Source organism: Odoribacter sp. AF15-53, from assembly GCF_003479425.1.
GTDB lineage: Bacteria > Bacteroidota > Bacteroidia > Bacteroidales > Marinifilaceae > Butyricimonas.
This window is the reverse complement of the sequence record NZ_QUHC01000001.1, coordinates 205,182-218,130: the sequence shown is the minus strand read 5'-3', so window position 1 is coordinate 218,130 and position 12,949 is coordinate 205,182. Positions and strand designations below refer to the sequence as shown.

Annotated in this window: 9 protein-coding genes; all 9 read right to left on the bottom strand. The window is 42.1% G+C overall.

Going from position 1 to position 12,949, the window contains the following annotated elements; genetic code table 11:
* Window positions 1-15: 15 nt before the first annotated feature.
* The 9 genes from DWW52_RS00870 to DWW52_RS00830 all read right to left on the bottom strand — a co-directional run bounded on the left by DWW52_RS00870 (window position 16) and on the right by DWW52_RS00830 (window position 12,944).
* Window positions 16-987: a Gfo/Idh/MocA family protein gene (locus DWW52_RS00870; protein WP_118713592.1), complete on the bottom strand. Its 972-nt coding sequence runs from the start codon at window positions 985-987 to the stop codon at window positions 16-18.
* 118 nt (window positions 988-1,105) lie between these two features.
* On the bottom strand, window positions 1,106-4,030 hold the full coding sequence (locus DWW52_RS00865; RefSeq protein ID WP_118713591.1) for an FAD-binding and (Fe-S)-binding domain-containing protein: 2,925 nt from the start codon (window positions 4,028-4,030) through the stop codon (window positions 1,106-1,108).
* 108 nt (window positions 4,031-4,138) lie between these two features.
* Complete coding sequence (locus DWW52_RS00860) at window positions 4,139-5,272, bottom strand: Wzz/FepE/Etk N-terminal domain-containing protein (RefSeq protein WP_118713590.1); 1,134 nt, start codon at window positions 5,270-5,272, stop codon at window positions 4,139-4,141.
* A gap of 1 nt (window position 5,273) precedes the next feature.
* Window positions 5,274-7,640, bottom strand: a complete 2,367-nt coding sequence (locus DWW52_RS00855; RefSeq protein ID WP_118714264.1) for an SLBB domain-containing protein — start codon at window positions 7,638-7,640, stop codon at window positions 5,274-5,276.
* Window positions 7,641-7,820: 180 nt separating this feature from the next.
* Window positions 7,821-8,792, bottom strand: a complete 972-nt coding sequence (locus DWW52_RS00850) for a glycosyltransferase family 4 protein (RefSeq protein ID WP_118713589.1) — start codon at window positions 8,790-8,792, stop codon at window positions 7,821-7,823.
* Complete coding sequence (locus tag DWW52_RS00845; protein WP_158582445.1) at window positions 8,789-9,691, bottom strand: NAD-dependent epimerase/dehydratase family protein; 903 nt, start codon at window positions 9,689-9,691, stop codon at window positions 8,789-8,791. The genes DWW52_RS00850 and DWW52_RS00845 overlap by 4 nt, the downstream gene beginning before the upstream one ends.
* A gap of 322 nt (window positions 9,692-10,013) precedes the next feature.
* The gene (locus tag DWW52_RS00840) at window positions 10,014-11,192 is read right to left on the bottom strand and encodes a hypothetical protein (RefSeq protein WP_199691939.1); all 1,179 of its coding nucleotides are present in this window, start codon (window positions 11,190-11,192) and stop codon (window positions 10,014-10,016) included.
* Window positions 11,173-11,943, bottom strand: a complete 771-nt coding sequence (locus DWW52_RS00835; protein WP_118713586.1) for a DUF6564 domain-containing protein — start codon at window positions 11,941-11,943, stop codon at window positions 11,173-11,175. The genes DWW52_RS00840 and DWW52_RS00835 overlap by 20 nt, the downstream gene beginning before the upstream one ends.
* Complete coding sequence (locus DWW52_RS00830; protein WP_118714263.1) at window positions 11,940-12,944, bottom strand: NAD(P)-dependent oxidoreductase; 1,005 nt, start codon at window positions 12,942-12,944, stop codon at window positions 11,940-11,942. Before DWW52_RS00830 ends, DWW52_RS00835 begins: the two co-directional genes overlap by 4 nt.
* Between the last annotated feature and the right edge of the window lie 5 nt (window positions 12,945-12,949).

The window sequence follows — 12,949 nt, the reverse complement described above, 5'->3', positions numbered from 1 at the left end:
ACTCTTTTAGCTTTCTCATCTTGCCCATCCGAAAGGATGTTTGGATAAAGGTAACTTGGCCAAAGGATGATAATCCCCCTTCAATCCAATCGGCACTGCATGTCTGATATCATGAACAATCCCTATGCAATTACGGGCTTCTCCTATTCGGAATCCCTCTCCGGCCAAAATCTTACGAAAACTTTCAGTATGCAGTTCCGTGAATCCTTGACTAAACTCGAACTCATCACCCTCTATCTGGATCGAACGATACGTCCGTTTCTCGCCCTGCACGGCATTTTCCGGCAAATTATCGGCATTTATACTCAAGAAATAACGCACTCGCGCCTTTTCCAGTCCTAAAAAACCAGCCACCCGGTCATGACTCATCACGTGTACGATATTCTCCTTTACCGGCCCGAATATCCACGATAACATATCATAAAAGTGAACCCCTATATTCGTGGCTACTCCGCCACTTTTACGCTCATCCCCCTTCCAACTCGTGTAATACCAATTACCGCGAGAAGTAATATAGGTCAAATCCACATCATACACTTTATCTTTCGGCCCTTCCTCGACTTTTTTCTTCAACGCTTTTATTGACTCATGTAAACGCAATTGCAAAATCGTGTATCCTCGATGCCCGGTTTCCCGCTCCACGTCTTCCAACGCATCTATATTCCAAGGATTCAACACCAACGGTTTTTCACAAATCACATCAGCCCCCAGCCGTAAACCGTAACGAATATGAGCGTCATGCAAATAATTAGGAGTGCAAATAGACACCATATCAACTCGCTCATTGCTCTTTTTCAATTTCGAACAATGACGATCAAATAATTCCATTTCCGTGAAAAAAGCACAATTCGGGAAATAACTATCCATGATCCCCACGCTGTCAAACTTGTCATACGCTGCCACCAATTGATTCCCCGTATCCTTTATCGCACGCAAATGCCTCGGTGCAATATATCCCGCCACGCCCATAATTGCAAAATTCTTCATATTCAATATTATTAATCTTTATATTCCCGTTTACCTTCTATACAAATTAAAAATTTGAACTTCAAAAATATAACTTTAATATTTTACATCAAACGAATAAAACAATTATTTATAGATATTATCTTGTCAACAGAGCCCCGTACAAAACCTCGATCGGATGCAACGCCTGTTTTCCCGTCCCATCCTTTATCTGCTGCCGACAACTCGTTCCCGGTGCTGAAATGCACACATCATCTCCTACCCCTCTCACGGCCGGAAACAACACCTGCTCCCCGATCTTCATCGACAGCTCGTAATGTTTCTTCTCGTAACCAAAAGCTCCTGCCATCCCACAACATCCGGAAGGAATCACCTCTACTTTATAATTCACGGGCAACGACAACATCTCACGAGATGGTTCAACCGAAGCCAACGACTTTTGGTGACAATGCCCGTGCAATAAAATATTCAATGGTTGATCGGTAAACTGCTCCGCACGTATCCTCCCGACACGAATCTCCCGGACAAAAAACTCATCATATAACAAACAATTTTTTCCTAACCGGACAGCCTCTTCTTTCAGCTCCTCTCCTACCAAATCAGGATATTCATCCCGAAACGATAATATACACGAAGGCTCTATACCAACTAACGGCACATTTTCGGAAACGATATTCTTTAACAACATCACATTCTTTCGAGCCACTTTCCGGGCAACCTTCAACATTCCCTTTGATATTGCCGTACGCCCGCTCTCCACGTGTTTCGGGATCACCACCTCATACCCTAACCGATCCAACAACTCAACCATCTTCATCCCGATCTCCACGTCCATATAATTCGTGAACTCGTCAGCAAAAAGCAACACCTTTCCTACCGTTTGTCCTTTATTTTTCCGGTTATAACGTCCGATCCAATGCTTCAAAGTTGTTTTATAAAGCATCGGGAGCGTCCGCTCCGGAGCAAATTGCAATACACGCTTCAATATCCCTCCCGTCAATCGATTACACACGACAGCATTATAAAACCAAGGAAAAATTGCCCCCAAACGCTGGATTTCCGTCAAGCGGGCTACCAGAAAAGCCTTCATCGGCACCCCACAGACGTCATAATAATGTTGCAAGTATTCTGCCTTAAAGCGGGCAATATCCACGTTTGAAGGACACTCTGACTTACAGGCTTTACATGACACGCAAGTATCCAACACCTCCAATATCTCCCGCTGATCATACACCTTTTCGGTTCTCGGATGCGTCAAAAACTCCCGTAACGTATTCGCCCGGGCTCGTGTTGTATGACTTTCCTTCCCTGTTGCCCGAAAACTCGGACACATGGTTCCCCCGAAAGCATACGATCTCCGACAATCACCCGAACCGTTACATTGCTCTATGGCACATAACCACCCTTTTTCCTTCGAAAAATCAAAATAAGTAGATGTTTTCTCGACCATCAAATCACGTCGCACCTCGTAGCGAAGAGAACTATCCATAGGCGGGGTATTCACAATTTTCTTCGCGTTAAAAACTCCCTCCGGATCCCAACTCTCCTTCGTTTCCTTCATCAGCCCGTAAACCTTCTCCCCGAACAACAACGGGATAAATTCACCACGCAATCGCCCATCCCCATGTTCCCCACTCAAAGCCCCCCGATGCTTCTTCACTAATCTCGCAGTTTCCTCTGCTACACGCCTGAACAAAATCCGATCATTTTCATCTTTCAAATTCAAAACAGGTCGCAAATGCAACTCGCCCGTACTAATATGAGCGTGATACACGCATTTCAACCCCAACCGGTCCAACATCTCCCCGAAGTCCTTCATGTATGCAGGCAACCGTTCCGGGGCAACCGCGGTGTCCTCGATCACGGATACCGGTTTAGCACTCCCCGGCATTCCGGACAACAACCCCAACCCAGCCTTCCTCAAACTCCATACCCGACTAATATCACTCCCGTACACGCGAGGGAAATGATATCCGTACCCCCGCATTCTTAAATCCGCCTCAATTTGATCCGCTATTCCGTCAACTTCCTCACGAGAATCCCTTGCCAATTCCACGATCAAAATTGCAGCAGGATCACCTTGAATAAAAAAACGATTCTTATTTTGTGATATATTTCCCTTACTCAGTTCCAGTATATTTCGATCCATCAATTCAATAGCCACCGGATGATGCTTCAACGCCACGAGATTCCCCTCAAATGCCTCTTCTAACGTCCTGCAATGCACGCAAATCACGGCTTTCTCTTTAGGAGGTAACGGCACAAGATTCAATTTCAATTCTGTCACGAAAGCCAGCGTACCCTCTGATCCGGCCAACAATTTACACAAATTAAACCTCTCCTCGCTGGTTTTATCAAAATAATTTGAATACAATAACTGATCAATAGCATACCCCGAATTTCTTCTCCGCAACGCCGGATCGGGAAAATGCCGGATAATCTCATCCCGGTTCCCCTCCAGCATCTCTATCACGTGTTTGTATATCCGCCCTTCCAAAGTATTCTCCCTCATTTTACCTCTCACCTCACTTGCATCCATCCCTCTCAACAAAACCTCTTCTCCATTACTTAACACGACCTTTGCCTCCAACAAATGATCCCGGGTACTCCCGTACACCAACGAATGAGAACCGCACGAATTATTCCCTACCATTCCTCCCAGACAACAACGATTCGAAGTAGACGTTTCCGGACCAAAAAATAATCCTGAAGGCTTCACCAACAAGTTCAATTCATCCAACACCACTCCCGGTTCAACCCGAATCCAATGTTCACGCTCGTTCACTTCCAGCACTCGATTCATATATCGTGAAACATCTACCACCAACCCGTTCCCCACGACTTGTCCGGCTAGTGAAGTGCCCGCAGCCCTGGGAATCAATGTAATTCCATTCTCTTTGGCAAATGCCACGCACGCCTTCACATCCTCCGTATTTCGAGGATAAACAACCGCCAACGGCATCTCTCTGTAGGCAGACGCATCTGTCGCGTAAATCACTTGATGAAGCGAATCCGTCATCACGTCACCTTTTATTCTCCGTGCTAAAATCCCAAAGTCAATCATATCTGAAAAATATTCTTACAAAGGTAAAAAAACTTCCAATATCGTAAAAAAGAGCATCCATCTCTGAATGCTCCTCTCTAACCAAATATCTTCCCCTACATCAAACCATCACTCCTTGATATATTTCTTCAATTTGTCATTTCCGAAAACATTGGCAACAAAAGGGATTGCCAAAACGGTTCCCACTCCGGCAAAAACACCCAGAAATGTAAACAACACGCAAATCAATCCTCGCTTAGGCTTGGAACGCTCCGTCGGTACAACCACCGGTTCCACCACCGTCAAGATCGGAGTTGTCTCGTTCACGGCAATTTCCGCTTGTTCCAACTGTTTCGCCAACTCGGAATAAACACTATACGCCAGATTATACTCGTTCGTCAGCACCTCTTCCTTTGTCTTTGCCACGGCAGAAGAAAAGTTCTTATTTGCATCCCTGAACTTCGCCAATTCTTCCTGTTTTTCCTCGTAACGTAACTTCGACTTCTCATACTGATTTCTCACGAAATCCAAATTTGACTGCACCTTCTCAATCTTAAAACGAGTAATATATTGCTGCAACAATACTTGAGCCTGTTGTGCCAATTGTGCTACAGCCAATGGCTCCGGCAACGAGGCGGTCAACTGAACATACCCCTCCTTATCATTCACGTTCAAAGAAATCATATTATTCAACTTCTCGGACATTTTTTTCTCGTCCTGAGAAAGTGACTGAATCAAACTCCCCTCTCCGGTAGAAATAGTTGTCGTATCCTCGCCTCTTATAGCTGATATGATCACCCCGGGTAACCCGACCGTGTATTTCATAATCGTACCGCCAAGACTGAATTTCTGATACTCATCCTTCGTATAATAATCTAATAAAGTAATCGGCTCCTCGTAATCTTCAAACTTCAACGGGGTTTCCATCAAATCCTTTCTAAAAGGAATACTGGATACAATTTTAGGGTAAATCGTGGGAGCCAAAATTTCACCACTTGACGCTCCACCCAAATTTATCCCGACCATGGATGCCAACCCACTCAAATTCCCCCCCATCTTTTTATCACCTGATTGGGGAACCATCGTACACCCGGCAGTATATTCTTTCGGGCTGAACAATGCTACCAACACACCCAACACCATAAACACGATCGTAATTTTCAAAATTAACTTCCGGTTGTTCCATAATTTCCGGATAACCTCAACCAGATCAATCTCTTCCTCCTGCGGCATCTGATTTACTTGTTTTATTTCTTGTTCCATACTACTTCGTGTTATTAAGAATTGCGGTAACCATTGCGGCGATTGAAGTTGTCGAAGTTGTCAAAGACAATATCTCAGGTAATCCAAATCTATTCTTACGCTCTAGCTTCATCGGTACTATAATTTCACATCCCGGCTCTATCTTCGGCCTTTTCCACCCTCGACGCACGGCCAATGTTCCATTGGAATAAAGCACATAAGCCCTACGTTTCTTCGCGTTCATACTGTACCCCCCGGCATTATCCACGTAATCCCGCAATTTCATTTTTCTCTGGTAAGTAACCGCATTCGGATACATCACGGCCCCACTGATCTTCACCGTATTTATATAGTTAGAAACATACAAGACGTCACCTTCTCGAAGCACTAAATCCGCTTCTCCGCCGGGATTAGCCAAAGCTTTTTCCAAATCAATCCCCACGTAATAAGTTTTTCCCAAATCTAAACTTTCCATAGATATGGAATCTCCCTCCGTAAATCGAGCTAACTTCTGAGCCGAGGAAATTCTTAATAGTTCATCCTGATTCAAGCGTCGTTCCAATCGAGCTCCTTTCACGTAAGCTTTTGAAGTCACCCCTCCAGCACGTTTTATCAAATCCGAAAGTCTATCATTTACAGACATTTTTGCATAAACACCAGGGTAAAGAACTTCCCCAATAACTTGCACGTTTCTCTGTTCCCGATATCCGGGAGACCGACGCACGTAAATTTCGTCAAAAGGCTCCAATAAAAAGGATTTTGCCCCGTCAATCATTAACCCGTCCTTCAATGCAAAAGTAAATAACTGAGCTTCCTCCTGTGCTTCCGTGGTACTTTTTGGTGATTTTATTCTTCTCGCCACATCAATCCGCACCACCGAAGCAGATTCAAGCAATCCCCCAGCTTGAACAACCGCATCTTCCAAAGTCATGTTATCCACATAAGGATACTCTTTCGGACTCTTAACCTCTCCCCGAATATTTATCACGTACCCTTCCCGCAAAGCCAAAGCTGAAGGAACATACAAATTATCATTCTTTTTTAATGGAATATCTTCAATCTCTCCATTCAACAATTTTCCCAAATCAACAGAAATAACTTCCCGGGTCAAATCATCCTTTTCACGATATAATATTGCCCGATCCAAAAAAGCATCTTCTCTGGGACCTTCTGCTACCAACACCAGATCTTTAACGGTCTTAATCGCATCATTAATCGCATAATTCCCGTCTCTAAACACGGCTCCATTAATAGAAACACGATTTTTATATTTTTCCAAAATAGGATCGACCGTCACAACATCCCCATCCGCTAAAACGAAAGAAGGATATTCTTCACTAAAAACAGTAAATATCTGGTGTTCTGTATCGCCTTTCCGATTAATATTCAAATTCTTTTTATAGGCACTACTAGTAAAACCTCCTGCATAATCCAACAATTTACTTAATCCTTCATCATTTTTCAATTCATAACGCATAGGACGTTTCACATTCCCCGAAATTGAAATGATTTTCTGGTAAGTACCCACATTTATCAAATCTCCATCCTGCAACGTGATATCAAAACTATCATCGCCGTTCATAATATACTCATACACGTCAACACGTTTAAGAAGCTTTCCGTTCCGATACACGACAATATCTCGTAACGTTCCCACATTATTGACTCCTCCAGCCGAATACAAAGCATGAAAGACTGTTGCTAACGACGGTAAGGTATACGTTCCCGGCATTACCACCTCTCCCATAATATTTACTTGAATACTCCGAATTTGCCCTAAAGAGAGCTTCAAAAATGTTCCCGAATTTTCGGATGATAAATCAGAATATATCCGGCTAAACATATTTTTCAAATAAGAAGAAGCCTCTTTAATCTGTTTCCCGTTCAAATAAATCGGTCCAATCCCAGACACGTTAATATTCCCTTCCGGCGATATCACCTGTCTTATCGTGGTCTCCGAATTCCCCCATATATCAATGATCACCTCATCCCCAGGTCCTAATTTGTAATTATCCGGCGTTGGTATATTCAGACTCGGCTCGAATGTCAGGTTTTTATTACTAAAAAGATTCCTACCAAAAATACTTTTCTGATCACCTTCCGTTACCAACACGACATCCCTGTTGCCCACGGAAATAGTATCAACACGCTCGCGGTTTCCTTGAGACAAGCCACCTTGATTAGAACCTTGTTTCTCGTAATTCTCTTTGATACGCATCACTTGTTCTTTTGTCACCCCTTTTTCGGCCAACATAACAACAATTTCATCCTGACTTTTCCCTTGAGCTTGAGCCTCCTTCACGGCTTCGATTACTTGCGCATCGGACATCTGTGCACGAGCAATTCCTGTAATGCCAAGCATTAATACAATAAATATAAAAAATCTCATATTACTTTTTTTGAATGTTTTTTTACGCAACCAACCCTTTTGGTTCACACTTTCGCCCCCCAAAGGGCAATCGTGATAAACCAATTTGCCGGATCCGTCGCAAAGATACAGGATTAATTGAAAATTGAAAATTGAAAATTAAAATTTATTGTAGTTTTCACCTCTTTCTACATATAAACCCTAATCTTGCCCTCTTAAAGCGTAAAATTTACGTCGCAAAGGCAAATAAATAGCTATCAGTACAAGCATTGAAATCCCGAAATAAACCAACGTGTAATCCGCGGCATACATCAAGATCAACAAATACCCGACATTAACCAACGCCTGTACCCCCATATACATCAAAGAAACAGACAAGTGAGGATATTTTCCTTCATTCGCCAACAATTGATAAAGATGCTTCCGGTGAGGTTGACCGATATTCTCTTTCAATAAAATGCGATGTATAATCGTTAACACGCCATCGACACCGTATACCGCTAACAAGACCAACACCGAGATATGCCCTGAATGCAGGATAAAAGTCCCCAATAAAAAAAGAATAATAAAAGCCATCGACACGGCACCCACGTCCCCGGAGAAACACCGGGCATGAGAACGGAAATTATAGAAATTAAATACCAGCAAGGCCAGAATCACAACCGGGATAAAACCCGCCGGGGCAATCGGGGTCACGAAAGCATTGATTCCCCACAACGCCAGCATGGCAACCAGACTATATCCTCCGGTAATACCATTAATCCCGTCCATGAAATTATATATATTAAGTATGGCCAACCCGAAAAACAATGACAAGACCACGTATCCACACGCCACCTCATGTACCCCCAATTGTAAAAGGAGCAATAATAAGGAAAAAGCTTGCACCAAAAGACGAATCTTCGCGGAAAGCGGATTCATATCATCAATAAAACTGATCAACGCCACCAACGTCAACCCACACACGAACCACGGGGCAAAAAAGCCAAAAACCAACTCGTAGATAAGTACCCCAAAATAAAAAATCACTCCACCTCCTCGCAGGGTAATTGTATGATGAGAACTTCTCTCGTTAGGAACATCTAAAATATTGTACTTCTTGGCTATTTTAAAATAAATGTTCTCCAGCACGAAAAGGAGCAGGAGAACAAATCCGTAAATCCAATTTATCATTTCCGTTGTTTAAACGATTCTACCATCTCACGTATTCCATCTTCCAGAGTGTAACGAGGCTCGTAACCAATAGCACTCAAAGCCAATTGACGATCGATCACCACGTCTCCCCAAAGTTTCTGGTAAAGATCCGGGCGCACCTTCTCTATTAATTTCAGGAATATAGAGGGAGAAGGTAAGTTAACCGTATGTACTCCCAACTGACGAGAAATCTCCTCCACCACGTTACGGGTAGAATATGGCTCTTTATCTGTCGGATAAAATACACCATCCGCCTCTTTTTCCACGGCTAAATGAAGAAATTCAATCAAATTTTTTACATTAATAAAATCACGACTATTTCGAGCAGAACCGAAAGGAAGCGGGATATGTCTATTTACCAAACGAATCAATCGCAACATGTTTCCCGGTGCCATCCCTCCCCCGTAAGCCATGGGTGGACGAATAATTGCAGCCTTAAACTCTCGGTCACTCATCGCCAATAACTCCTTATCCGCCTTTAGTTTTGAACTGCCATAATAAGTCTGCGGACTTTCAGGTGTTGCTGCTGAAATTCGACTAGCACGACCGAATACGGCTATTGTACTCATCTGCACGAACTGACGAACTCCCGCCTGTTTTGCTTTTTGTGCCAACAAGCAAGCCATCCGATAATTCACATCATCATAAAGCTCTTTATTTTTCTCTTCCGGACGATGTACGATCGCGGCAAAATTTATCACGGAATCAAATCCCGAAAAAGCCTCAACAGGCATATCCCGAAATGCTTTCACAACAATTTCTTTCTCGTATCCCGTCGGTCGGCGACTATAACACGTGATAGAATCCGTTGATACATATTTCTTTATAAATTGCCCGGCAATAAAACTATCTCCTCCAATTATCAATATCCTTTTCATTCCTAGATCCATTTAAAACGGCATAAACCTCCAAATTGTCCACATAAGTGAACTTATTCTCTCTTTTTTATAGCGTATTTACAAGTAGAAAAACGCTCTCTCGAAATCCTCTCCCCTTTTACGTCGTATAGACCCTAGATGTTTGATTTGTCTTCATATTTTTATAATAGTGTTGTGTGTGTTGCTTTTAATTTTAAGATGCGAAGATAGACCAATGGTTGCGTCAAGAAGTCGAGTTTTTTTCATTTTAACAATTCCTTAACTTTACGACATCAAAAAGTAACACTATTAGTTGGCAAGTAATAGCAAACTAAACATTTATTCATCTATTCTTTTCTATAATTTGTGCAATAATAAACTGACCAACATCATCAATTTCATCGAAATGCACCACTTTAGGCAACCCGACACCAAAAACCTCATTCACTTTTTCAATCAGAACATCCGTATACACAAGATTACCTTCACGCACATCCTCTATACCGTCCAAGGCAATGGAAGCCTTATTAGCCGCCCTCATTTGAGACAAGGAAAATACACTCTCATCAAAATAAGCATCTATACACATCCCCTCCCCATCAATAATATAAGGATATCCCCCGATCTCACCCTGTACCCCGGGAGAATGTATTTTATTTCTTTTCTTCAAACGAATCGCCTCGATTATTGCATGAATAATATCAAAATTACTTGAAGCGTTCATCATGTTTCTTTTTTGGTCTACAGGCATGGCGATCGCACAATGCTTCAATATTTCAGCTTGTCCCATATCCAATTCACGACCTTGATATTTAATATCCAATAAAATATCCTGACCTTCCGCATGTCCCTCTTTACTGATCACAACATCATGAAAATGACTGACAGCCAAAGTAACATCAATCTCGTTCAAATTATCTATCTGGTATTGCCCTGCCACGTAAAACTTAATTCGTGGAATCAAATGATTCAAATTACCGCTACCGAAATCCGGGTACGCTTTACCCGCCGATTTCAACCACGGGATCACGGCATCTGAATACGAGGTATTTATAACAATAGCCTTACTTCCTGCCAGATGGAAACCTTCCATCACGTTACGAGTGTAACGCACGGAAAGTGGAGTCCAAATCCCATAAGCTCTTAAAGCATGCCATGAGATACTTCCATATTTCAAACCAGCAAACACGCGACTACTATTCACGATAATATCCGGCTGATGGTGTTTTATGGTTTCCGCGATCAAATCAATATGATCCAGATCGCATTTTCCATCAACCGTGATCTTACTTCTCAAAACACCTCGAATCACCGCAGCAGTCTTTACGATATTAACATCTTGTACCAATTTACTTGCATCACGTCCTGCCACGATGATCTCCATTTTCGGGTCCTGCAAATTTACCAGGTAATCCAACAAATACCCACCTACACTTCCAAGCCCGACAATCATTATTTTCACAACGCCATCATGATCCAATTTCTGCTGCAAAAATCTCAATTTATCTACCGTGTTCATCATGATTTTCATTTTTAATTCTAGAATAAATTTTCAAGTAATCAGCAACCGTGTTACAATTTCCCCATTCTTCAATAACACACGTGTAAACATCATTACTTTTCCTGTTATCAAAGTACCCCTGCACGATTTCCAGATTTGTTCCCCGTACCTGCTGTTCTGTCAAATTGGAAACCACGTTCTTCAAACGAGAAAAATCAAGAAATTTCCAAATTTGAGCGGAATTATAAATCGCCTTCACCGGTTCCGGTATATTCAACAACTTGTGACGAGTATCATAGAGATAATGTATTGAATCATCCCCATCAACATACAAGACTACCGCCTTGTCTGCATGAATTAATTCTCTATTCACGGTAATCACGTCCCGCGTGGAATCAACAACTTTCTGAAAACTAACTTTATCAAAAAACAAATCTCCTTCCACGAAAATCACTTCATCTGTATCATCGATTGTCTCGATTCCTTTAATTAAACTGTATCCAGAACCATACTCGTCGTATTTATCATTATACACCAGTTGTACACGGGACTTGAATTTATCGCAACACGTGTCCATGTATTCCTCTAGTTTATCATATAAATACCCCCCAACAATCACGAATCGTTCAACCTCTTCCGATTTCTGGAGAATTTGATACAACAAACTACATTCCGGCCTGTCTTTATAATACAAGCATTTTAATACCTCCTCGTCTGTATCACGATTGAAACGGGTTGCTTTACCTGCAACGGTAATGATCTCGGTCTTCATTTTTTCTCTTTATCTATTCCTAGGCACATATCCAAACCACGTGAAAGATTCACCACAGGTTCCCAACACGTTCTTTGTCTTATTTTATCCGTGTTCAAAATTCGCCGTTCCGGGTCCGAGGCGCGATAACCGGCAAATAAAATAGCCGGCTCTTCTATTCCCATTTTAGAACCGATCAATTTTACCAGGTCTACAATTGAAATCTCTTCATCGGTCGCAACGTTATAAACAGAACCATCCAAAGCTTCGCTCACATTTAACAACGCAAGAACAGCACGACAACTATCTATATTATGCAAAAATGATCGCTTATTTCTCTTCGAATTTTCCAGTAATTCCACCTGGCCCCGATTCTTTAAACTAGCTATAATATGAGGTATTATATGTTTGGGATATAACTCATGATTACTATAAACATTGGCAAAACGAATGGAACACCCCCGGATCAATCCCTTATCAACCGCATCTTTCATGAAAAATTCAGTCAACAATTTTCCAACCGCATAACTTGTACGTTGACTATGTTCGGCTGTTGCCAACACCAGATAATCACTTTCCCGAACCCCTCCATTATCATTCCACGACTGCATGGAATACACTTCTGACGTGGAACAATTTATATAAGCCCTAGCCCCGACCTCTATCGCCTGGTCTAAAAATCGTTTCATACCCACGACGTTTGTCGCAAACGTGTTCTCCACTTTATAAAAATGCTCCGTGTGAACCACGGCAGCACAATTCACGTAAAAAATTTCCATTCCCTCTTCCCCGAGTTTCTTTACCATCGAACCGATTTGATTCATTTGCTCCTCGTCATTCAAATCATATTCAAAGAATTTAAAATTCTCTTCTTCAATCAAATCAGCGACAGAATCTATCGAACTGGCAAAGAAATTATCAAAACCAATTACAAGATTACTTCCATCCCGCACGAGCTGACGGGCTAACTCATTCCCCGTCATTCCCGTCACCCCGCTTATCACATGTACTTTTCTTTTCATATCCA